The organism is Bosea sp. 124 (assembly GCF_003046175.1).
Taxonomy (GTDB): Bacteria; Pseudomonadota; Alphaproteobacteria; order Rhizobiales; family Beijerinckiaceae; genus Allobosea.
Genome location: NZ_PZZM01000001.1, coordinates 1,388,808 through 1,410,717 on the forward strand (window position 1 = coordinate 1,388,808; position 21,910 = coordinate 1,410,717).

17 protein-coding genes are annotated in these 21,910 nt (G+C 66.7%); 12 read left to right on the top strand and 5 right to left on the bottom strand.

Translation table 11 applies throughout. The features are described 5' to 3' along the window. Positions 1-35 precede the first annotated feature (35 nt). From C8D03_RS06575 to C8D03_RS06605, 7 genes are all read left to right on the top strand, one after another. Positions 36-1,616: an ABC transporter substrate-binding protein gene (locus C8D03_RS06575; protein WP_108045545.1), complete on the top strand. Its 1,581-nt coding sequence runs from the start codon at positions 36-38 to the stop codon at positions 1,614-1,616. Further along, positions 1,616-3,133, top strand: coding sequence for a M81 family metallopeptidase (locus C8D03_RS06580; RefSeq protein ID WP_248308375.1), 1,518 nt, complete (start codon positions 1,616-1,618; stop codon positions 3,131-3,133). Before C8D03_RS06575 ends, C8D03_RS06580 begins: the two co-directional genes overlap by 1 nt. Positions 3,134-3,471: 338 nt before the next feature. Beyond that, entirely contained in the window at positions 3,472-4,494 is a 1,023-nt protein-coding gene (locus C8D03_RS06585) for a TRAP transporter substrate-binding protein (protein WP_108045546.1), read from the top strand. A gap of 107 nt (positions 4,495-4,601) precedes the next feature. Then, entirely contained in the window at positions 4,602-6,452 is a 1,851-nt protein-coding gene (locus C8D03_RS06590) for a TRAP transporter large permease (protein WP_210203898.1), read from the top strand. A 14-nt stretch (positions 6,453-6,466) separates the two neighbouring features. Further along, the gene (locus tag C8D03_RS06595) at positions 6,467-7,540 is read left to right on the top strand and encodes a LacI family DNA-binding transcriptional regulator (protein ID WP_108045548.1); all 1,074 of its coding nucleotides are present in this window, start codon (positions 6,467-6,469) and stop codon (positions 7,538-7,540) included. Further along, entirely contained in the window at positions 7,537-8,538 is a 1,002-nt protein-coding gene (locus tag C8D03_RS06600; protein ID WP_248308376.1) for an NAD(P)-dependent oxidoreductase, read from the top strand. The genes C8D03_RS06595 and C8D03_RS06600 overlap by 4 nt, the downstream gene beginning before the upstream one ends. Beyond that, entirely contained in the window at positions 8,535-9,362 is an 828-nt protein-coding gene (locus tag C8D03_RS06605; RefSeq protein WP_108045550.1) for an amidohydrolase family protein, read from the top strand. Before C8D03_RS06600 ends, C8D03_RS06605 begins: the two co-directional genes overlap by 4 nt. 241 nt (positions 9,363-9,603) lie before the next feature. Here the strand turns inward: C8D03_RS06605 and C8D03_RS06610 are convergent, their stop codons facing one another. Next, positions 9,604-10,659, bottom strand: coding sequence for a LacI family DNA-binding transcriptional regulator (locus C8D03_RS06610; protein WP_108045551.1), 1,056 nt, complete (start codon positions 10,657-10,659; stop codon positions 9,604-9,606). 110 nt (positions 10,660-10,769) lie between these two features. Between C8D03_RS06610 and C8D03_RS06615 the strand changes: the two genes are divergently transcribed. The 5 genes from C8D03_RS06615 (at position 10,770) to C8D03_RS06635 (ending at position 17,017) form a co-directional block, all read left to right on the top strand. After that, positions 10,770-11,786, top strand: coding sequence for a TRAP transporter substrate-binding protein (locus tag C8D03_RS06615; RefSeq protein WP_108045552.1), 1,017 nt, complete (start codon positions 10,770-10,772; stop codon positions 11,784-11,786). Between the two features lie 118 nt (positions 11,787-11,904). Beyond that, positions 11,905-13,728, top strand: a complete 1,824-nt coding sequence (locus C8D03_RS06620) for a TRAP transporter large permease (RefSeq protein ID WP_248308652.1) — start codon at positions 11,905-11,907, stop codon at positions 13,726-13,728. Positions 13,729-13,762: 34 nt separating this feature from the next. After that, positions 13,763-14,302: a VOC family protein gene (locus tag C8D03_RS06625; protein WP_108045554.1), complete on the top strand. Its 540-nt coding sequence runs from the start codon at positions 13,763-13,765 to the stop codon at positions 14,300-14,302. 124 nt (positions 14,303-14,426) lie between these two features. Then, a complete protein-coding gene (locus C8D03_RS06630) occupies positions 14,427-15,716 on the top strand; it encodes a ribulose-bisphosphate carboxylase large subunit family protein (RefSeq protein WP_108045555.1) in 1,290 nt (429 codons plus the stop codon). Positions 15,717-15,724: 8 nt separating this feature from the next. Further along, the gene (locus tag C8D03_RS06635) at positions 15,725-17,017 is read left to right on the top strand and encodes a four-carbon acid sugar kinase family protein (RefSeq protein ID WP_108045556.1); all 1,293 of its coding nucleotides are present in this window, start codon (positions 15,725-15,727) and stop codon (positions 17,015-17,017) included. Between the two features lie 71 nt (positions 17,018-17,088). Here the strand turns inward: C8D03_RS06635 and C8D03_RS06640 are convergent, their stop codons facing one another. The 4 genes from C8D03_RS06640 to C8D03_RS06655 all read right to left on the bottom strand — a co-directional run bounded on the left by C8D03_RS06640 (position 17,089) and on the right by C8D03_RS06655 (position 21,840). After that, positions 17,089-18,324, bottom strand: a complete 1,236-nt coding sequence (locus C8D03_RS06640; protein WP_181300730.1) for an amidohydrolase family protein — start codon at positions 18,322-18,324, stop codon at positions 17,089-17,091. Positions 18,325-18,406: 82 nt separating this feature from the next. Then, positions 18,407-19,984 (bottom strand): ABC transporter substrate-binding protein, encoded by a 1,578-nt coding sequence (locus tag C8D03_RS06645; protein WP_108045558.1) that lies wholly within the window; start codon positions 19,982-19,984, stop codon positions 18,407-18,409. Positions 19,985-20,011: 27 nt separating this feature from the next. Further along, positions 20,012-20,923 (bottom strand): ABC transporter permease, encoded by a 912-nt coding sequence (locus tag C8D03_RS06650; RefSeq protein ID WP_108045559.1) that lies wholly within the window; start codon positions 20,921-20,923, stop codon positions 20,012-20,014. Further along, a complete protein-coding gene (locus C8D03_RS06655; protein WP_108045560.1) occupies positions 20,920-21,840 on the bottom strand; it encodes an ABC transporter permease in 921 nt (306 codons plus the stop codon). The genes C8D03_RS06650 and C8D03_RS06655 overlap by 4 nt, the downstream gene beginning before the upstream one ends. Positions 21,841-21,910: the final 70 nt, after the last annotated feature.

The following is a 21,910-nucleotide window of genomic DNA, read 5'->3' on the forward strand; positions in this document are numbered from 1 at the left end:
ACCATTCCATCTGCTCGAACGGAAGGTCTCAAGGCATGAAGCGTCGTACATTTCTGGGCGTTGCGGCTGGCGCCGCCGCATCCGCGATCGCCAGGCCCAGCCTCGCGCAGCCCGCAAAGGTCCTGAAATTCGTTCCCGAGGCGGATGTCGCGATCGTCGATCCGGTCTGGACGACGGCGACGGTGACCCGCAATCATGGCTATCTCGTCTTCGATACGCTCTACGGACAAAACGCCGACTATGGCTTCGAGCCGCAGATGGTGGCCGGCCATACCATTGAGGATGACAGCAAGACCTGGCGGCTGACGCTGCGCGAGGGCCTGCGTTTCCACGATGGCGAGCCGGTGCGGGCGCAGGATGTCGTGCCGAGCATTCGTCGCTTTTCCGCCCGCGATGCCTTCGGCCGCGCGCTGATGGATGCGACGGACGAATTGTCGGCCGAATCCGACCGTGTCGTGAAATTCCGCCTGAAGCGGCCCTTCCCGCTGCTGCCGGCGGCGCTCGGCAAGACCGGAACCTCGATGCCCTGCATCATGCCGGAACGTCTGGCTGTCACCGATCCCAACAAGCAGGTGACGGAGATGGTCGGCTCGGGTCCGTTCCGCTTCAAGACCGACGAGCGGGTGCCCGGCGCATTGACGGTCTATGAGAAGTTCGCGGGCTATGTTCCGCGGCCGGATGGCTCCGCGACCTTTACCGCCGGCCCCAAGAACGTTTTCTTCGACCGTATCGAATGGCGCATCATGCCCGACCCTTCGACGGCGGCCAACGCGCTCAGTGCCGGCGAGGTCGACTGGTGGCAGAGCCCGACACCGGATCTGCAGGGTATCCTGAAGGCCAAGGCGGGACTGAAGGTCGAAGGGCTCGATCCCGCCGGCGGCATCGGCTGCCTTCGCTTCAACAGCCTCCACCCCCCCTTCGACAATCCCGCGATCCGGCGTGCTCTGCTCGGCGCCATCGACCAGATCGAGTTCATGACTGCGGTCGCCGGCGACGAACGCTCGCTGTGGAAAGACCATGTCGGCGTGTTCAGCCCGGACACACCGCTGGCGACGATGGCCGGAACCGAGGTTCTGGTCGGCAAGCGCGATTTCGCGGCGGTGAAGCGAGAGCTCGCGGCAGCCGGCTACAAGGGCGAGCGCATCGTGCTGCTCGATCCGACCGATTACCCCTCGACGCATGCGCTGGCGATGGTCGCGGCGGATGCGCTGCAGAAATGCGGGATGAACGTGGATCTCGTCTCGACCGACTGGGGCACCGTCGTCCAGCGTCGCGCGAGCAAGCAGCCCAACGACAAGGGCGGCTGGAACATCTTCTTCACCTATCTGAACGGCACCAACAATTTCGATCCCGCAAGCCAGCTCGGTATCCGCGGCAATGGCGATCAGGCCTGGTTCGGCTGGCCGAAATCGCCGCGCCTGGAAGAGCTGCGCCTCGACTGGTTCTCGGCCAAGGACATCGCCGCGCAGAAGGCGATCTGTGCCGAAATCCAGAAGCAGTTCTTCGTCGACGTGCCCTATATCCCGCTCGGTGCCTATTACGAGAAGACGGCCTATCGCGGCTTGACCGGCATGCGCATCGGCTTCTCGCAGTTCTACGATGTGAAGCGAGCGTAATGAGCCAGACGATCCGTATCGCCGTCCTTCAGTTCGCTCATGAGACGGTGACCTTCCTGCCCAACGACACCACGCGGCGGGACTTCATCTATCCGGGTTCGCCTGCCAGCGGCGAGGCCCTGCTCGCGACCGACCCGAAGGGCTATATGGGCGGCTTCGTTCAGGTCGCGCGCGAATATGACGATGTCGAGTTGATCGGCATCACCTCTCCGCTTTGGCCGCTCACCGGCACGGGGTCCGGCTGGATCACGCAGGATGCCTACGAGCACTTCCTCGGCATCATGATCGCGGAACTGAGGGCGCAGCCAAGGCTCGACGGCGTCTATCTGGCGCTTCACGGCGCGCTGGCGGTGCGCGGCGTGCCGCGCCCCGAGGCCGACATCGCGCGGCGCGTCCGCGAGATCGTGGGCAGCAACGTCTTCATCTCGTCGACCTTCGATCCGCATGGCAACGAGGACGAGGCCTTTCTCCAGCAGGCCGACATGGCCTTCTGCGTCAAGTACTTCCCCCATTACGACATGCACCTGCAGGGCGAGCGCGCGGCGCGCATGCTGGTCAGGGCGATCCGCGGCAGCTTTCGGCCCGTGCATCGGACGCTGCGGATTCCGATCATCGCTCCGACGGTCGTGATGTGGACCGGCGCCTCGCCCTGGTCCGACCTGATCCAGCGCGCACTGATCTGGGAGGCGCGCGAGCCGGATGTCTTCGTCAATGTCTTCTTTGGCTTTCCCTGGTCGGACGTTCCCGATGCCGGGATGGGATTGCAGGTCCTGACCCATGACGACCCGGAACTGGCCGAGCGCGTGATCCGCGACATGGCCGAGTGGATCTGGCGGCGGCGCGAGGCGCTCCTCAACACCGTCAGGATCCACCCGATGCAGCAGGGCGTCGCGCTGGCACGTGAGGCGGTGGAGGCCGGCGCGTCGCCGGTCCTGCTCGCCGACTACAGCGATCGCTCGGGCTACGCCACCTGGCTGCTGCAGGAGATCGTCGCGCAGAAGCTCGAACGCACCCTGATCGCCACCATCGCCTCGCCCGACGCCATCCGTGCCGTGTCGGCGGCCGGGGCGCGGCCGGGCGATGCGTTCGACGCTGAGGTCGGCGGGCTGTTCGATGAATCGGCCGGGGAGGCCGTGCGCATCGTCGGCACGATCCGCGATATCGGTGCGGCCACGACCGCACGCGGCCAAGGCAACGAGTGGATTTGCGTCAACTTCGGCAGCGGCAATGTGCTGGTGCTCAGCCCCTATCTGGTCCAGATCATCGAGCCATCGGAACTCTGGCAGCTCGGCCTCAAGCCCGAGGAGTTCGACGTGATCGCGATCAAGTCTCGCGCCCATTTCCGCCGAGGCTTCGACGACAGTGGCTTTGCGCCGACGATCCTCCTGGTCGAGCCGCCGCAGCCGTTCATGGGCACGGTGCATCTCGAAGCGCTGCCCTACGCCAATCTCACGCTGACGGACTACTATCCGTACGGCAGCCCGCGCTTTCAGCCGGAGACGAGCGGACATCTCTGAGCGTCATCTCGGAGTCCATGCCGGATCGATGACCGCCGGCGGGCACGGACGTCCTGGACGCTCCGCGCCGGACGCCGGCCCTGGCTGACCACCGACAGACGAATAAGCCGGCGGATTCTCGAACCCGCCCGCATGGCAAGGCTTGGCGCATCGTCGTCACACTGCCCGCCGTCAGCACAGCCGGTTCAATTTCGACGAATCCGGACGCAAGTCCCTGAACCCATCTTCCGCCGTAGGTCACCGGCACCGGCGCGCTTGACATCAGTGTAACGTTTTAGTGTAAGGTTTCACTAGCCGCATCAAAGACGGTCGCTGATAAAATTCGGGAAGGAACGTCCATGATCATTTCACGCCGCGCCCTGTTGGGTGGCGCCGTCGGCGGCGTCGCCACGGCTATCGCCAGCCCCTCGATCCTGCGGGCCCAGGCCCCCGTCGCCTTTCGCGTCTCGTCGTCGATGCCGGCCGACAGGAACGCGGCCCATTTTGTCTGGTTCGAACGCTTCCAGGCGCTGGTGAAGGAGCGTGTCGGCGACAAGGTGAAGCTCGACTATTTCGCCAACAGCCAGCTCGGCCGCGAGGCCGATGTGGTGCAGCAGGTCGTGCTCGGCTCGACCGACATCATGATCACCGGCTCGTCGATCTGGGCGACCTCGGTGGCCGAATGGGGCATGCTCGATCTCGGCTATGTCTTCGACAGCCAGGACCATGCCGTGAAGGCGATCGATGCCGGGCTCGGCGATGCGCTGGGCAAATTGCTGCTCGAGCGTCGCGGCGCCGAGGTGCTGGGCTGGGGTTTCCATTTCGGCGCCCGCAACGTCTACACCAAGGCCAATGTGAAGAGCCTGGCAGATCTGAAGGGCGTCAAGCTGCGGGTGCTGCCGGCGCCGGCCTTCATCGAAACCTTCAAGATCATGGGCGCCGTGCCGGTGCCGATCCCGTTCAACGAGCTTTACACCGCGCTGCAGACCGGCGTAGTCGACGGCTTCGAGCATGACGCCGCCAGCGTCATCGCCAACCGGCTCTACGAAGTCACCAAGCATTGCTACCAGACCGACCATCTGTTCAGCCCGATGGTCGCCGTGATCGGCAAGCGCGGCATGAGCAAGGTCCCCGCCGAGGTCAAGGCCGCCTTCCTCGCCTGCGCGCAGGAGGCGACGACGTTCCAACGCGCCGAGGCCGCGTCGAGGGGCGCCGGCGCGATCCAGGAATTGAAGGGGCTGGGCATCTCCTTCACGCCGATGCCGAAGGAAGAGCGGGCCGCCATCCTGCAGCCGATGTCGGAGAAGCTCTATGCCGACTTCGCCAAGCAGTATCCGCCGACCAAGGCGCTGTTCGACATGGTCGCCAAGGCACGCGGCTGAGGTCTGACACTGCACTCGGGCAGCCGGCCGCCGCGCGCGGCGCCGGCTGCAGGCCCTCCTGCTCGCGGTCACAATCAATGCATGCTTCAAATGCGGGCGTCGCGCCCATGCTCTACCCCGGCTTCGGCTCGACCGGCCGGACCTTGCGCGGAATGCTCCACATCATGGAGGCGCTTGCCGCCTTCGCGCTGGCTGTCAACGTGCTCGTGGTCTTCGTCTCGGTGATCTTCCGCTATGCGCTGCACGAGCCGCTGGAATGGGCCGAGGAGATCGCGCGCGCCATCATGGTGCTGCTGGTCTTCTTCGGTGCCGGCACGGTGCTCGGCCGGGGGCGGCATGCCGGCGTCGACGTCGTGCGCGGGCTGCTGCCCGTGCATTGGCGGCCGGCTCTGGTGCAGATGTGCTGCTGGGTCATCGTCACTGTGGCGCTGGCCTTGTGCTTCACCTCGGTCGGCCTGACGATCGAGACCAGTGACCAGACCACGCCACTGGGCCTGCCGCAGGCGATCTATCTCTGGCCCGTGGTCGCGGGCAGCCTGTTCATCGCGATCTTCGGCGTCGCGAATGCCTTGGAGGGGCCGCCCCGCCTGGTCTGGGGCACGCTTGCTGCGGGGCTCGCCATCGTCGCGGCGGTCTATGCCTGGAACCATCTGCTGATGCCGGGGCTGGCGTTGACGCCGCTCTGGCTCCTGATGCTGTCCTTCGTCGGCAGCGTCGTGATCGGCGTGCCGATCGCCTTTGCACTGGCCTTCGCGGCACTGATCTACTTCCTCAACGATCCCTCGCTGCCGCTGGTGATCTATGCCCAGCAGATGGCGTCGGGCGCCGACCATTTCGTGCTGCTCGCGATCCCGTTCTTCGTCGTCGCGGGGCTGGCGATGGAGGCCAATGGCATGTCCGTGCGGCTGATCGAACTGCTGCTGCGCATGATGGGGCGGCTGAAGGGCGGCCTCAACCTGATCAGCATCGTCGCGACCGCGCTGTTTTCCGGCATCTCCGGCTCGAAACTCGCCGATATCGCAGCGGTCAGCGGGATCATCATGCCGGCCGTGCGCAAGACCAAGCAGGACCCCAACGAGGCAGCGGGGCTGCTCGCCTGCACGGCGGTGATGTCCGAAACCATCCCGCCCTGCGTCAACATGATCATCTTCGCCTTCGTCGCGAACATATCCGTCGGGGGGCTGTTCATGGCCGGCCTCGTCCCGGCCGGCGTGCTGGCGCTCTGCCTCGCGGCCGTGGCGATCTGGTTCGGCAACAGGATCGACCCCTCGGATGTGACCAGCGGGCGGACCCTGGCGCAGCTCATCGGCGGTTCGCTGATCGCGCTCGTGATGGTCTTCATGATCGGACGCGGCGTGACCTCCGGCGTCGCGACCTCGACCGAGATCTCGGCCTTCGCCGTGGTCTATGCGATCGTCATCGGCGGGCTCGCCTTCCGCGAATTGACGCTGCGCTCCGTCGTCGCGCTGTTCGTGCAGTCGGCCTCGATGGCGGGCGGCATCCTGTTCATCGTCGCCGCCGCCTCGAACTTCGCCTTTGCCCTGACCATCGAGCAGATTCCCGCCGCGCTGTCGCATTCGCTGGTCGCGTTCGGGCAGGCCTATGGCAGCGTGATGTTCATCGCGCTGGCGGCCGTATTGATGGTGTTCTTCGGCGCCGTGCTCGAAGGCGCGCCGGCGCTGATCATCTTCGGGCCGCTGCTGACGCCGATCGCCCTGCAGCTCGGGGTCAACCCGCTGCATTTCGGCACGATCATGGTGATCGCAATGGGGCTCGGCCTGTTCGCGCCGCCAGTCGGGCTCGGCCTCTTTGCGACCTGCGCCATGACAGGTACCAGGATGGAAGATGTCGCGCGCCCGATGGCGAAATATCTGGCGGTGCTGGTGCTTGGCCTTATCCTGCTGATCCTGTTCCCGTCGCTATCGCTGTGGCTGCCGACGCGCCTCGGCCTGAATTGAGTTCAAGAGAGATCGTGTCGACCATCATCGACGTCGCAAGGCTGGCCGGAGTTTCGATCACGACCGTGTCGAACGTGCTGAACGGGCGCGCCGACCGGATGAAGAAAGATACCCTGTCGCGCGTCGAGCGGGCCATGGCGGAGCTCGGCTTCCAGCCCAACCGCGCGGCACGCCAGCTCAAGACGGGGCAGGCCGAACTCTTCGGCCTGCTCGTGCCCTCGCTGGCCAATCCGAGCTACGGCATGCTGGCGCGCGAGATCGAGGCCGCGGCGCGCGCGACCTATGGCTATCGCGTCATCGTCGCCAACACCTATCGCGACCCGGAGCAGGAGCGTGCCTTCCTCGACGATCTCTGGTCGCATGGCGCGAGGGGTGCGATCGTGGTCTCCTCGCTGGCCGATGAACGCCATTTCGAGGAGCCGATCGCGCGCGGCATGGTCGTGGTCAGCTATGACAGCCATGCCAAGCGCGGCGCGCTGCCGATCCTCGACTATGTCTCGGTCGACAACGCCGCCGCCGCCGATCTTGCCACCGAGCACCTGATCGCGCTCGGGCATCGTACCATCGCCTTCGTCACGCCCTCCGGCTGGACCTTCAGCCGCGCCGCCAAGCGTCAGGGCTTTCTCGACGCCGCCGCAAAGCACGGCGTCGAGACCGTCATCATCGAAGGCGCGACGGCCTCGATCTATTCCGACGCGGAGATGGCCGAGCTTGGTCAGGCGCTGGCTGGCGAGATCATCCAGCATCCGGCCAAGCCGACGGCCGCAGTCACGATCAACGACATGATGGCGATCGGGTTGATCGCGGGGTTGCGCGAGGCCGGTCTCGCCGCGCCTGACGACATGTCGGTCGTCGGCTTCGACGCCCTGACGCTGGGCGCCTATATCGCACCGGCCCTTACCACGATTCGCACCCCGCTGACCGCCATGGCCCAGACGATGGTGAACCGCATCGTCACTCGGCTCGAAGTGCCCGGCACGCCGCTGGGCGAATTCCGCTTCGCCCCCGAACTTCTCATCCGCGGTTCGACATCCGCAGCCCCTCGCGACCACGGCGCCGCGCAAGCGCGGGTACAGCAGCAGATATGACGATGCGCGTATTCCTGACGCACACTCCGCATATGCGCGCGAACTATTACGGCGAGGCGGCGCTCGCGGGCCTGCGCGAATTGGCCGAGGTCCGGCTCTACCAGAGCGAGACGCCGCTCGACACCGCCGCCCTGATCGCGCAGGCCAAAGGCTGCGACATCATCATCTCCGACCGCCAGACAGCCGGTGAGGCGGCGCTGTTCGAGGCGTTGCCGGATCTCGTCGCCTTCCTGCGCTGCGCGATGGACATCCGCTCCGTCGATGTGCCTGCGGCGAGCCGTGCCGGCGTTCTCGTCACCCGCGCGACAGCGGGCTTCGTCGACGCCGTCGCCGAACTCGCCGTCGGCTTCATGGTCGACCTGTCGCGCGGGGTTGGTCGTGCTGCCGCGTCCTACCGGGCAGGCGTGTCGCCCGCGATCGAGATGGGCGTGCAATTATCGACAGCGACCGTCGGCATCATCGGTTTCGGCGCAATCGGCCGGCGTGTCGGGATCGTTTCCGCTGCGCTGGGTATGCGCGTACTCGCCAGCGATCCCGCACCGATCGCGCAGCCGGGCGTCGAGCAGGTCGGCATGACCGAGCTGCTGGGCCACTCCGATTTCGTGATCTGCCTCGCACCGGCCACGCCCGTCACCGAAAACCTGATGAACGCGCAGACTTTTGCCGCGATGCGCAAAGGCAGCTTCTTCATCAACCTGGCCCGCGGCGAACTTGTCGACGAGGCGAGCCTGATTGCGGCGCTCGACAGCGGCCATCTGCGCGGCGCAGCGCTCGATGTCGGCCGAGCGCCGGACCAGATGCCGTCACCCCTGCTGGCCGGGAGACCCGACGTGATCGCGACGCCGCATATCGGCGGGCTGACGCCGCAGGCGACCCAGCATCAGGCCTTCGACACGGTCGAGCAGGTCGCGGCGCTGGTGCAGGGCCGTCTCCCGCCCGGCACCGTCAACGCGGACCATGGCGCAAGGTTCGAGCGCCTGCTGAAGAGGGCTTCATGATGCATAGTCTCGTGCCGCGCGGCGCCTGCGACTGCCATGTCCACATCTTCGATCCCGCTCACCCCTTGCCGGGCCGCCCGCCTCGGGAGACGCCTGATGCCACTCTGGCGGCGTATCGCGCTGTCCAGCACGCGACCGGGCTCGAGCGTGTCATCCTTGTCCAGGCCAACGGCTATGGCAGCGATAATCGCTGCATGCTGGAGGCGCTCGCCGCGCTCGGGAAAAGCACGGCGCGAGGCGTCGCGGTGGTGGCGCCCGATGCGCCGCGCGAGCTCCTCGTCGAACTCGACGCGCAAGGCGTCTGCGGCATTCGCTTCCATCTGCTGCCCGGCGGCCTGCTCGGCCGGGAGGCATTGCCGCGATTGTCGCGGCTCGCTGCCGATCTGGGCTGGCATGTCCAGGTCCAATGCGACGGCCGTTTGCTGGCGGAGCATGCGGAACTGCTGGCCGGGCTGCCCTGCCCCATCGTGATCGACCATATCGGCAAATTTCTGGAGCCGGTGCCGGTCTCGCATACGGGTTTCGTCAGCCTGCTCAGTCTGCTGGAGCGCGGCGATGTCTGGGTGAAATTGTCGGCGCCCTACGAAGTTTCCCGCTCGGGTCCGCCCGATTATGCCGATGTCAGCGTCCTGGCGCGCGCTTTAGCCGATGCCGCTCCCGAGCGCATGGTCTGGGCGAGCAACTGGCCTCACCCATGGTTCGCTTCGCCGCCAAGCGAAGCCGCACTGATCGCGTTGCTGGCGGCATGGGTGCCCGACGAGAGCCGCCGGCGGGCGATCCTCGTCGACAATCCGGCCCGTCTTTACGGCTTTGACGCGGGCTGAGCACAGCACATGTTCGCGATGATGAAGCGGCGCGCAGCTTGACCCGTCCAATCCGGCGGCGATCGAGCACCTGATGGCCGCATCGAACGACTGCACTGCTTTGGGCAGTCACAATGCGAGTGCGGGGAACCACATCAGGAGAATGACCGCGAGAAGATAGACCAAGACGAACGGCATGGGTTCATCCTCCCGGGCACAGCCGTGGTTTGGCGGCGCGGCTGTCGTCGTGGACAGGCGGCCGTCAGGGCAGGTTTTCCCGCAGCACGATCTCCGTTCGCGGTCGCTCGACCCCTTGCGATGCGGGTCGGCCAGCGCGCAGATTGGCGAAGATCGAGACGCAATCCATCATCGCGGCCTGGGGGTTCTGGGTGATCACCGCATCCATCGCGCCCTCGACCAGCAGGCTGCGCGTATCGGGCGTCAGGCCATGGCCGACGAAGACGACGTCGTGCTGGCGCCCGGCCTCCTTCAGCGCCCGCGCGATGCCTTCCGGACCGCCGCCGATATTATAGATGCCGGCGAGGTCGGGATGCTGCGCCAGCAGCGTCTTGGTCTGGCGGTAGTTCCGCGCTTCCTCGTCATGACCTTCGCGCAGGCCCACCACCTGGATCGCCGGAAACAGGTCCTCGAACAGATGCAGGAAACCCATCTCGCGCTCTTCATGGGCGCGGTAGCTCAGGCTGCCGGCGATCATCGCGACCTTGGCGGGCTTCGGACCGATGAACCGCGCCAGCAGATAGCCGGCCGTACGCCCCGCCGAACGATTGTCGAGCCCGACATAGGCGACGCGTTTCGTGTTCGCGATGTCGGAGATCAGGGTCACCGCCGGCACGCCCCGCTCGGCAAGCCAGTCCACGGCCTCGCGCACCGTTGGATGTTCCAGCGCCATGAAGGCGATGCCGTCGATATCCCGCCCGGCCTTCTTGAGGTGCTGCGCGAGGAGCTCCGGCTTGAAGCTTTCGATGGTGTCGACCCGCGCCCGCATGTTGAACGAGGCGAGCTGCGCCTGCGAGCCGCCGATCAACCGCCCCAGCATGCCGAGAAAGCGGTTTCCGCCCGCCGGCAGCAGGAAGGCCAGACGCAGGGGCCGAAGCGCGCTTGCAGGCTGCGTGTCGTCGATCACATAGCCGATCTCGCTGGCCGCCTTCAGCACGCGCTGGACCGTGACCGCGCGCACACCGGGCCGCCCGTTCAGCACGCGGTCCACGGTTGCGGTTGAGACGCCGGCGCGCTCGGCGACATCGTCGATCCGTGTCGAGCGGCGGCGGGCGGGGCGGCTCTCAGGCTTGTCCAGCATCAATCGAAAACCATCAATAAATGAGTTTGACGCCCATCATGCCTGCTTCCTATCGTCAAGGGAAGAACACCACAATCAATCAGATCGCATAGCGATCCAGGGAGGTAGAGATGACCGTTCTAACCCGCCGCACGGTGCTGCGCACCCTTGCCGCCACGCCTGCCATTTCGCTGATCGGCATGCCGCATATCGCCCGCGCGGCCGAGTTCGAGCTGAAATACGGCAACAACCTGCCACTCAGCCACCCGCTCAACGTGCGCGCCCAGGAGGCGGCCGAGCGCGTCGCCAAGGAAAGCAACGGCCGGGTCGAGATCAAGATCTTCCCGAACAACCAGCTCGGCGGCGACACCGACATGCTGAGCCAGGTCCGCAATGGCGGCATCACCTTCTTCACCCCCTCGGCGCTGGTCATCGCGACGCTGGTGCCGGTCGCCGCGATCAACGCCGTGGGCTTTGCCTTCGCCGATTACGATCAGGTCTGGAAGGCGATGGACGGCAAGCTCGGCGCCCATGTCCGCGAGGCGATCTCCAAGGTGAACCTCTTCGCCTTCGAAAAGATGTGGGACAACGGCTTCCGCCAGATGACGACCTCGGGCAAGCCGATCGAGCAGGCCAAGGACATGGCCGGCCTCAAGATCCGCGTGCCGGTCAGCCCGCTCTCGATCTCGATGTTCAAGGCGCTCGACGCCGCCCCGGCCAGCCTGCAGTTCTCGGAAGTCTATTCCGCGCTGCAGACCCGGGTCGTCGACGCGCAGGAGAATCCGCTGCCGATCATCCAGGTCGCCAAGCTGTTCGAGGTGCAGAAGAACTGCGCCATCTCGAACCACATCTGGGACGGCTTCTGGTTCATCGCCAACGGCCGCGCCTGGCGCGGCCTGCCGGCCGACATCCAGAAGATCGTCGGCGACGCCATCAACGACGCCGGCGTCAAGCAGCGCGGCGACATCAAGGCGCTGAACGAGACCGTCCAGGCCGACCTGCAGTCCAAGGGGCTCGCCTTCAACAAGACCAACCCCGAGACCTTCCGCGCCAAGCTCCGCGACGCCGGTTTCTACAAGGAGTGGCAGGAGCGTTTTGGCGCCGAGGCCTGGGGCCTGCTCGAAGGGGCGGTCGGCAAGCTCGCCTGAGCGGCCTTTCGAGCCTACACGGCGCAAAGACCCATCACGAGAAAGCGCCGTAGCCATGGACGCCCACACCGCGACACTGGATGCCACCCCGCCGGTTCCGACAACCGGGATCGGCCGGATGGCGAACCGTCTCGACCACGTCGTCGGCACCGGCGTCGAGGCCATTGCGGCGGCGCTCGTGCTCGTCGAAATCTGCATCCTCGCGGCGGGCGTCACCGCTCGCTACGTCTTCCACGCCCCGCTGGTCTGGTCGGACGAACTGGCCTCGATCCTGTTCCTCTGGCTCTCGATGCTGGGGGCGGTCGTCGCGCTCCGGCGTGGCGAGCACATGCGCATGACCGGCCTCGTCAGCCGCGTCTCGCCGGCCACGCGCGCCCTGCTGGAGGCGCTGGCGATCACCGCCGCCATCGCCTTCCTGCTGCTCATCCTGCCGCACGCCTTCGAATATGCCGAGGAAGAGAGCTTCATCGTCACCCCGGCGCTCGAGATCACCAATGCCTGGCGCGCGGCGGCGATTCCCGTCGGCATGGGACTGATGCTGCTGGCCGCGAGCTTCCGGCTGCTGCGCTTCGGCTCGCTCAAGCCCGTCCTGCTCGCCATCGGCATCACAGCGGCGCTCGTCCTGCTGTTCTGGCTCGCAGGCCCCGCGCTCAAGCCGCTCGGCAAGCTCAACCTGATCGTCTTCTTCGTCGGCGTCGTCGCACTCAACGTCTTCTCCGGGGTGCCGATCGCGTTTTCCTTCGCGCTCGCGACCTTCGGCTATCTCGCCTGCACGACGACGACGCCGATGATCGTGATGGTCGGCCGGCTCGACGAGGGCATGAGCCATCTCATCCTGCTCGCCGTGCCGCTGTTCATCTTCCTCGGCGCGCTGATCGAGATGACCGGCATGGCCAAGGCGATGATCCAGTTCCTCGCCTCGCTGCTCGGCCATGTCCGCGGCGGCCTGTCCTATGTGCTGGTCGGCGCGATGTATCTGGTCTCGGGCATTTCCGGCTCGAAGATCGCCGACATGGCCGCCATCGCCCCGGTGCTGTTTCCCGAGATGAAGAAGCGCGGCGCCAAGCCGGGCGATCTCGTCGCCCTGCTTGCGGCCACCGGCGCGCAGACCGAAACGATCCCTCCCTCGATCGTGCTGATCACCATCGGCTCGGTCACGGGCGTCTCGATCGCGGCGCTGTTCACCGGCGGCATGGTGCCGGCACTCGTGCTCGGCATCGCGCTCTGCTTCGTCATCTGGTGGCGCAATCGCGGCGAAGATCTTGGCCATGTCATCAGGCAGTCCTGGCGCGATATCGGCAAGCTCAGCCTGATCGCGCTGCCGGCCATCGCCCTGCCCTTCGTCATCCGGGCCGCCGTCGTCGAGGGTATCGCCACGGCGACCGAGGTCTCGACCATCGGCATCGCCTATTCCGTGCTGGCGGGCCTCTTGCTCTACCGTCAGTTCGACTGGCGCCGCCTGCCTCGGATGCTGGCCGACACCGCCTCGCTGACCGGCGCGATCATCTTCATCGTCGGCTGCGCCACGGCCATGGCCTGGGGCCTGACGCAATCGGGCTTCTCGCAGGATCTCGCCCGCGCCATGGCGGCCGTGCCCGGCGGCACCTGGGGCTTCCTGGCGATCTCGATCGTCGCCTTCGTCATCCTCGGCAGCGTGCTCGAAGGCATCCCGGCCATCGTTCTGTTCGGCCCGCTGCTGTTCCCGATCGCCAAGCAGATCGGCGTGCACGAGGTCCACTACGCCATGGTCGTGGTCTTCGCGATGGGCATTGGCCTCTTCGCTCCGCCCTTCGGCGTCGGCTATTACGGCGCCTGCGCGATCAGCAAGGTCAATCCCGACGAGGGCCTGAAATACATCGGCGGCTACATGCTGGCGCTGTTCCTGGGGCTGCTCGTCGTCGCCGCCGTGCCGTGGTTCTCCACCGGCTTCCTGAAATTCTGACCTCCCAGCAACCGACCATCACAAGGGTATTCCCATGAGCCGCTTCTTCGGCCAGATCCGCCAGGCGGGCTATGTCGTCCCCGACATCGAGGCGGCGATGGATTACTGGAGCCGCGTGCTCGGCGTCGGGCCGTTCTTCTACAATCCGAGGGTCCCGATCAAAAACTACCGCTACAGGGGCGAAGCCTACGAGCCGCATAATTCGGTGGCGCTGGCCAATTCGGGCCCGCTCCAGATCGAGCTGATCCAGTGCCGCAACGCGGTGCCGTCGATGTACAAGGACTTCACCGACGCCGGCCATAGCGGCCTGCAGCACGTCGCCTACTGGACCTCGGACTATGACGCCGATCTCGAGCGGCTGACGAAGCAGGGCTTCAAGGCGGTGATGTCGGGCGAGGTCGGCGAGCGCGGCCGCTTCGTCTATTTCGATACGCATTATCATCCCGGCACCGTGATCGAGCTGTCCGAGGTCGCCGGCCCCAAGGGCGAGATGTTCCGCCTGATCCGCGAGGCGTCCGAGACCTGGGACGGCAGCGACCCGGTGCGACCCTTCCCGGATCTCAGCAAGCTGTGATCTTGTTCTAGGCGCGTCATGGTCGGGCTTGGCCCGACCATTTTTGACATCAGCGCCTTACGGTCATGAGATTCTCGGGACGAGCCCGGGAATGACGCCGCACACGCGGCCAGGACGAAGACAGATGACCCCAGACCGCTTCGAGGCCACCTATCTGATCGAGACCCCGCTCGCTCCGGCGAAGGTGGCGGAGGTCATGGCGGGCGAACAATCGAGCGGCACCTTCACCCGCGTCGCGGGCGAGACCGACGAGTTGCGCAGCCGCACACGCGCGGTCGTGACCGCCGTCGAAGAACTGGAGGCCGTTGCCGCGCCCAGCCTGCCCAATGCTTGGCTGGCGAAGAAGGGCGTCTCCGGTCCATGGCGCCGGGCCCGCATCGCCATCTCCTTCCCCGTCGACAATGTCGGCGCCAACCTCGCGACGCTGGCCTCGATCGTCGCCGGCAACCTTTACGATCTCGGCGAGGTCACGGGCCTGCGACTGGACACGATCACCCTGCCCGCTGCATTCCGCAGCCGGTTCCAGATGCCGCGCCAGGGCATCGCCGGAACGCGCGCGCTGACCGGCGTGACGGAAGGCCCGATGGTCGGCTCGATCATCAAGCCCAATGTCGGCCTGAGCCCGCAGGAAACAGCAGCACTGGTCACCACGCTCTGCGAAGCTGGGCTCGACTTCATCAAGGATGACGAGATTTCCGCCGATCCGGTGCACGCGCCGCTCGCGCAGCGCGTGCCGGCCGTGATGGCGGCGGTGCGGCGTCATCAGGATCGCACCGGCAAGGCAGTGATGATCGCCTTCAACATCACCGACGAGACCGATGCCATGAAGCGTCACGCCGATCTGGTGGCGCGCGAAGGCGGGACCTGCGTGATGGCGAGCCTGAACTGGTGCGGCTTTTCCGCCGTCGAGACGCTGCGGCGCTCGACCGATCTCGCCTTGCACGGCCACCGCAACGGATTCGGGGCGCTTTCGCGCCATCCGATGCTCGGCATTTCCTTCCAAGCCTATCAGACCCTCTGGCGCCTTGCCGGCGTCGACCACATGCATGTGCACGGCTTGCAGGGGAAGTTCGCGCAGGAGGACGCGGAGGTCGTCTCTTCGGCCAAGGATTGCGTCACGCCGCTGAGCCAAGGCCTCGTCGAGGAAGGCATCGACGACCGGGTTCTGCCGGCCTTCTCGTCCGGCCAATGGGCCGGCACCGCCCAGCCGACCTGGGACGCCATTGGACATGCGGACCTGCTGTTCATGGCCGGCGGCGGCATCCTCGCCCATCCCGGCGGCCCGGCCGCCGGTGTCGCCAGCATCCGCCAGGCCTGGGCGGCCGTCGCCGCCGGCCAATCGCTGACGAATGCAGCAACGACGCATCTTGAACTGCGCCAGGCGCTCGATTTCTTCGGCAAGGTCGCGGGATGACCCCGGCCATGGCGGCGACCAGCCCCTTCTATGGCTGGTATGGCGACGACTTCACCGGCGCGACCGATACCCTCGCCTCGCTGGCGGAGCGTGACATCCCGGCGCTGCTCTTCCTGCGCATCCCGACGCCAGAGCAACTTGCGGCCGCCGGCCCGCTCGACGCGATCGGGATCGCTGGCGCGACCCGCTCGATGGCGCCGGACGCCATGACGAGGGAACTGGCCGTCATCGGTCGCTTCTTCGCCGAGACCGGCGTCGACATCCTCCACTACAAATGCTGTTCGACCTTCGACAGCGCACCGCATGTCGGCAGCATCGGCGCGGCCCTGCAGGCACTGCGTCCGGATTTCCCGAATCCGTTCCTGCCTATCGTCGGTGGGCAGCCCAATCTCGGGCGCTACTGCCTGTTCGGCCATCTCTTCGCTGCGGCCGGCAGCGGCGGCCCGGTCCACCGCATCGACCGCCATCCCACCATGAGCGTCCATCCGGTGACGCCGATGGCCGAGTCCGATCTGCGCCGGCATCTGGCCGCTCAGGGACTGGAGCGCATCGATCTGGTCGATTACCGCAGCTATGAAGGCGCGGAGACGCAAGATGCTCTCGCTGCCCGTCTCGAATCCGATCCGGGCGTGGTTCTTCTCGATGTGGCGCGAACCGACGACCTCGCCGTCATCGGCCGATTGATGCGGCGGCAGATGGAGAATGGCGCCATGCTCGCCATCGGCCCGAGCAGCGTGGCCCAGGCGCTGGCGACGTCATGGCCGGTCGCACACCGAGCGCCCGCCATCCCGGCACCGGCCACGCCGCGTCGCGGCCCGGTCCTCGCCCTCGTCGGCAGCCTCTCGCCCGTGACGCGGGCGCAGGTCGAGGCGTCATCGGGCTATGAGCGCATCGGCATCGACACGGCGAGCCTCCTCTCCGAGCCGGCCTATGGCGTCGCGCTCGAACAGGATGCCAACATCAGGCTCGCGGCGGGCCGGCACGTCATGCTCGTCACCGACCGGCCCTCGCAGGCACCGGGCAATGCCGAGAACGTCGCGCTGGCGACCGGCCGGCTGCTGCGCGGCATCATGGGCGCAGCTCCGGTCCGGCGCCTCGTGGTCGCGGGTGGAGACACTTCGAGCCTCGCGGTCAGGTCACTCGATATCTGGGGGCTGTCCTATCGCGCTGCGCTGGGTCCCGGTGCCCCGCTCTGCCGCGCGCATAGCGACGACCCGCGCCTCGACGGGCTCGATCTCGTCCTGAAGGGCGGGCAGATGGGCCCGATTGGCTTCTTCGACGCGGTTTCTGACAGTCCCTGACGCGTGACGGCGAGCCCGTCAGCACCGCGCCGGATGCGGGCAGCGGGCCGTTGCCCCAAGAGCGGACAGGCTCAAAGGGGCTGGCGCGAGGCCGTCACCTTGCCCGCCTGCATCACCAGACGGACATCGCGCAGTGCGGCGAGGTCGGCGAGCGGGTCGGCGCTGACCACGAGCACATCCGCCGCCAGGCCGGGCTTCAGGGTGCCGGTCTCGTCCGCGAGGCCGATGACCCTGGCTGCATAGCCGGTGGCGGCAACCAGCGCCTCCATCGTGCTCATGCCACCTTCATGCATCATCGCGATCTCGAGCGGCAGGTCGTCGATGCGGGTGAAGCGCCAGCCGGCATCGGTGCCGGCGACGAAGCTGACACCCGCCGCGCGAAGCTTGCGGAACTGGGCCATGTTGTCGGCCGCCATCTTCTCCCAGCGAGCGAGGAAGGCCTGGTCTGCCGGCGTCAGCACGGTGCGGGCGCGCATCTCGCGCAGCACCGCCCCGCCGACAGCCAGCGTCGAGGTGACGGGGATGCCGGATTTCGCCAGCCGCTCGGCCACGGCAGGGTCGTAGACCTGGTTGCCCTTGCGGTCAGCGATGAACCCGGCATGCTCGATCTGGTCGAAGCCGGCGGCAATGACGTCGTCGATCGACTGGGCGCAGAGGCAGTGCGCGGTGGCGAGCCGGTCGAAGCGATGCGCCTCGTCGGCCAGAGCATGCAGCTCGCCCGGCGTGAAGGACGGCTTCCAGGACTGGGTGCCGACCGTGCCGCCGCCGCTTGCCATCACCTTGATGAAGTCCGCGCCGAGCTTGACCATCTCGCGGACCTTGCGCCGGACTCCGTCCTCCCCGTCGGCCTCGCCGCCGAAATACCAGGTGTGACCGCCGGTAACGGTGATCGGCTGGCCGCAGGCGAGCACGCGCGCACCTTCGCCATGGCCGAGCTGGAGCGCGCGGCGCAGGTCGATCGCTGTGCGTTCATGGGCGCCGACATCGCGCACCGTGGTGATGCCCGCCGCCAGCGCCTTGCCGACCGCAAAGGTCGAGGTCGCCATCAGCACGCCCGGCGTCTCGCGCATCGCCTCTTCGAGGAGCGTGCCGTCGCCGGGCAGGTTGAGATGGACATGGGTGTCGATCAGCCCGGGCAGGATCGTCGCGCCGGGGCAGTCATGGATCTCGGCGTCTGCAAATTCGGCAGGCACCGTGCCGGACAGGATGGCTTCGACCTTGCCGCCGGCGATGACCAGGATCGGGTCCTTGACCGGGGCTGCGCCCGTTCCATCGATCAGTCGGGCGGCTTTGATCAGCGTCTTCACGGCATGGCTCCCGCAGCATCGTATCGAATCTGGAAGGAAATCCGGAGGGAAGCGGAGCCGCCCGGGCGGCTCCGCCGGGTCGTCAGTCGGCGAGCGAGGCCGCGCCGAGATATTCGAAGCCGCCACCGGAATAGGTCACGCCGGTCAGCTTCTTCGAGGTCATCACGAGATCGATGTTCTGGCGGATCGGCAGCATGACCGCCTCATCCATCAGGAGCTTCTGGATCTCGTGATAGATCGGCAGACGCTTGGCCGCGTCGGTCTCCTCGCGGCCCTGCTTGAAGAGCGCGTCGAGCTTCGGGTTCGAATAGTGGCTCCAGTTGAAGTACTGGCCCGCGGTGAACCAGCCCGAGAGCGCGTCGGCATCGACACCGATGTACTGCAGCGGTGTCAGCGACATGTCGCCATTGATGTTGGCGGCAAGCCAGGCCGGCGAGGCGAGCTGCTGGACATTCACCTCCATGCCGATCTTCTGGAGGTAGTTCTGCATCGCCTGGGCGAGCAGCGGATAGGAGGTCGAGGTCGAGATCGCGGTGATCGTCAGGGTGAGGCGCTTGCCGTCCTTCTCCCAGAAGCCGTCTTTCTTGGTCCAGCCGCCGTCCTTGAGCGTCGCCTCGGCCTTGGCCGGATCATAGGGGTACATCGCCTCGAGCGACTTGTCGTAGGCCGTCATCGACGGCTGCAGCGGCGTCAGGCTGGGCGGAATCGCGCCGGCCTCGGCCAGTTGCACCACGCCCTTCTTGTCGACGGCGTACTGGATCGCGCGACGCACGGCGATGTCGTCGGTCGGGAATTTCTTGGCGTTGACCGGCGCGAAGATGCCGAGCCCGGTGATCGGCACGGGAAGCGCGGTGAAGCGATCCATCTTCTGCATCGCGTTCCAGTGCACGCCCGGAGTCTGCTGCATCATCTGCGACTGGCCGCTCTGGAACTGGCTGACCCGAGCCTGCGCATTCGGGACGATCTGGAACTTGATCTCGGCAATGTTCGGCGGGCCCTTATGGCCGACGGATGCCGGGTTCCAGGCATAAGCCTCGTTGCGCTTGACCACGAGGCTCTGGTTCGGCTCGTAGCTGACGAAGGCATAAGGGCCGGTGCCGGTCGGATGCAGGCCGAGATCCTTGCCGTATTCGGCGATGGCCTTGGGCGACTGGATGCCGAGATAAGGCACCCCGAGCTGGGTCAGCAGCGGCGCGTAAGGCGTCGCGCATTTGAGATCGACCGTGTACTTGCCCGTCGCCACGGCCTCCTTGCAGGGGCCGAGCAGCGCGATCGAGACCTTGGCCGGGGTCTCCTTGTCGGTGATGTACTTGACGTTGGCGACGACGGCCTCGGCATCGAAATCGGTGCCGTCGTGGAACTTCACATCATCGCGCAGGACGAAGCTGTAGGTCTTGCCGTCCGGAGCGACGCTCCAGGACTTCGCCAGAAGGGGCTCGACCTTGAAGTCCGGCGTCAGCCAGACCAGCGTGTCGAAGATGTTGACCAGCAGCGGGCCCTGGTTGCGCGCGCCGGTTGTGGCGGGGTTGAGCGTGTCGATCGGCTCGGCCCAGCCGACCGTCAGCTTGGCCTGCTTGTTGGGCGCCTGCGCCTGTGCGCCCGCGATCGCGAGGGCCGAGAGGGCCGTCGCTGCCAGCAATCCACGAAAGGTTACGTTCATCGCCTTGTCCCTCTGTTCTGAGCGGCTTCAGCCGCGGTTGAGTGTCGGATCGAGCTCGTCCCGCAAGCCATCGCCGACCAGATTCACGCCGACGACGAAGAGGGAGAGGAAGAGGCCCGGGAACACGGTGATCCACCAGGCGAGCGTGATGTAGTTCTGGCCGTCGTTCAGGATCGCGCCGAGTTCCGGCGTCGGCGGCTGCACGCCGAGCCCGATGAAGCCGAGTGCCGTGATCCAGAGCGCGGCGATGCCGAGCCAGGTCGTGGTCAGGACGATGATGCCGGACATCACATTCGGCAGGATGTAACGCAGGATGATCCGCGCCTGCGAGGCGCCGGCGCAGCGGGCTGCCTCGACATAAGGCAGGTTGCGCACCTCGACGGTCGCGCCTTCCACCAGCCGTGCGAAGACCGGCACCAGGATCGCGGCGATGGCGAAGACGCCGTTGACGAGACCGGGGCCGAGGATCGCGGTGACGGTGAGCGCCAGCAGGATGCCGGGGAAGGCGAGCAGCAGGTCGATCAGGCGCATGATGCCGAAGCCGAGAGCGCCGCCGAAATAGCCGGCGACCAGCCCGACGGCCGTGCCGACGACCGCGCCGAGCACGACCACGGACAGGCTGGCCAATATCGTGGTGCGCGCGCCGATCAGGACGCGGGCCAGCAGGTCCCGCCCGAAGGCGTCCGTGCCCATGAGATGCGTGGCGGTCGGCGGCGAGAAGGTCGCCATCGGATCCTGCGCGATCGGATCGACCGGCATGACAAGTGGCAGGACGAAGGCGAGCAGCGCCAGTACGAGGCAAATGACAAGGCCGAGCGAGAGGCTGCGATGGCGGAGCGCGCGCAGCAGGGCGCGACGGCGCGACCACTGCCGCGACGCGACGACGGCAGGGTCGGGCTCGACTGCGAAGACAGCCGGAAGGGGGGCGTTCGCCGTCATCGTGCGATCCGGGGGTCGAGCACGGGGTAGAGGATGTCGACGATGAAGTTCGACAGCGCATAGATCAGCGCGATCATCATGATCAGCGCCTGCACCGTCATGTAGTCCTTGGCGAGGATCGCCTGGATCAGCAGGCGCCCGATGCCCGGCCGCGAGAACACCGTCTCGACGATGACCGAGCCGGAGAGGAGCTGGCCAATCTGGAGGCCGGCGATGGTCAGGATCGGCAGCAGCGCGTTGCGCATGACATGCCAGGCGAAGAGCCTGACCTCAGGCACGCCCTTGGCGCGCGCGGTGACGACATGCTGCTGCGTCAGGGCGGCGATGACACTCGAACGGATGAAGCGGGCATTGAAGCCCATCGTGCCCAGCGCCAGCGTGACGGCCGGCAGGACGAGACCCTTCAGCCCGGTTCCACCGACGACGTCGAAGATCGGCCAGGTCACCGCGAATGCAAGGATCAGGAGCAGGCCGAGCCAGAAGCTCGGGATCGACATGCAGATCAGCGCGAAGCCCATCCCGAGCGTGTCGGCCGCCCGGTTGCGGCGGAGCGCCGCGACGATGCCGATGGCCGAGCCGAGGACCAGCGAGATCGCCAGCGCCGCCAGTGTCAACTGGGCGGTGGCGGGAAAGCTCGACGCGATCAGCGAGCTGACCGGCTGCTGGTTGGCATAGGAATAGCCGAAGTCGCCGCGCAGCACATGGCCGATCCAGACGAAATACTGCTCATGCAGCGGCCGCATCAGGCCGAGCTGCTCGCGCAGCCGCGCGATCATCTCCTTGTCGCCCGCCCCGGTGCCGAGCATTGCGATGACCGGATCGCCGGGGATCAGGCGGATGATCAGAAAGGCGACGACGGTGATGCCGAAGGTCAGGGCTATGATCGCGACCAGGCGCTTGAGGACATAGCCGCCCATGGTCAGGCCACCCCGGACGCGCGGCGGGAGGCCGCCGCGACACAGGTCAAGCTTGAGGCTGCGATCTCGA

What these genes read in the sequence shown, in the direction of transcription:
- C8D03_RS06575 (WP_108045545.1), top strand. Translation starts at nt 36, where the DNA reads ATGAAGCGTCGTACATTTCTGGGCGTTGCGGCTGGCGCCGCCGCATCC.
- C8D03_RS06580 (WP_248308375.1), top strand. Translation starts at nt 1,616, where the DNA reads ATGAGCCAGACGATCCGTATCGCCGTCCTTCAGTTCGCTCATGAGACG.
- C8D03_RS06585 (WP_108045546.1), top strand. Translation starts at nt 3,472, where the DNA reads ATGATCATTTCACGCCGCGCCCTGTTGGGTGGCGCCGTCGGCGGCGTC.
- C8D03_RS06590 (WP_210203898.1), top strand. Translation starts at nt 4,602, where the DNA reads ATGCTCTACCCCGGCTTCGGCTCGACCGGCCGGACCTTGCGCGGAATG.
- C8D03_RS06600 (WP_248308376.1), top strand. Translation starts at nt 7,537, where the DNA reads ATGACGATGCGCGTATTCCTGACGCACACTCCGCATATGCGCGCGAAC.
- C8D03_RS06605 (WP_108045550.1), top strand. Translation starts at nt 8,535, where the DNA reads ATGATGCATAGTCTCGTGCCGCGCGGCGCCTGCGACTGCCATGTCCAC.
- C8D03_RS06610 (WP_108045551.1), bottom strand. Translation starts at nt 10,659, where the DNA reads ATGCTGGACAAGCCTGAGAGCCGCCCCGCCCGCCGCCGCTCGACACGG.
- C8D03_RS06615 (WP_108045552.1), top strand. Translation starts at nt 10,770, where the DNA reads ATGACCGTTCTAACCCGCCGCACGGTGCTGCGCACCCTTGCCGCCACG.
- C8D03_RS06620 (WP_248308652.1), top strand. Translation starts at nt 11,905, where the DNA reads ATGGCGAACCGTCTCGACCACGTCGTCGGCACCGGCGTCGAGGCCATT.
- C8D03_RS06625 (WP_108045554.1), top strand. Translation starts at nt 13,763, where the DNA reads ATGAGCCGCTTCTTCGGCCAGATCCGCCAGGCGGGCTATGTCGTCCCC.
- C8D03_RS06630 (WP_108045555.1), top strand. Translation starts at nt 14,427, where the DNA reads ATGACCCCAGACCGCTTCGAGGCCACCTATCTGATCGAGACCCCGCTC.
- C8D03_RS06635 (WP_108045556.1), top strand. Translation starts at nt 15,725, where the DNA reads ATGGCGGCGACCAGCCCCTTCTATGGCTGGTATGGCGACGACTTCACC.
- C8D03_RS06645 (WP_108045558.1), bottom strand. Translation starts at nt 19,984, where the DNA reads ATGAACGTAACCTTTCGTGGATTGCTGGCAGCGACGGCCCTCTCGGCC.
- C8D03_RS06650 (WP_108045559.1), bottom strand. Translation starts at nt 20,923, where the DNA reads ATGACGGCGAACGCCCCCCTTCCGGCTGTCTTCGCAGTCGAGCCCGAC.
- C8D03_RS06655 (WP_108045560.1), bottom strand. Translation starts at nt 21,840, where the DNA reads ATGGGCGGCTATGTCCTCAAGCGCCTGGTCGCGATCATAGCCCTGACC.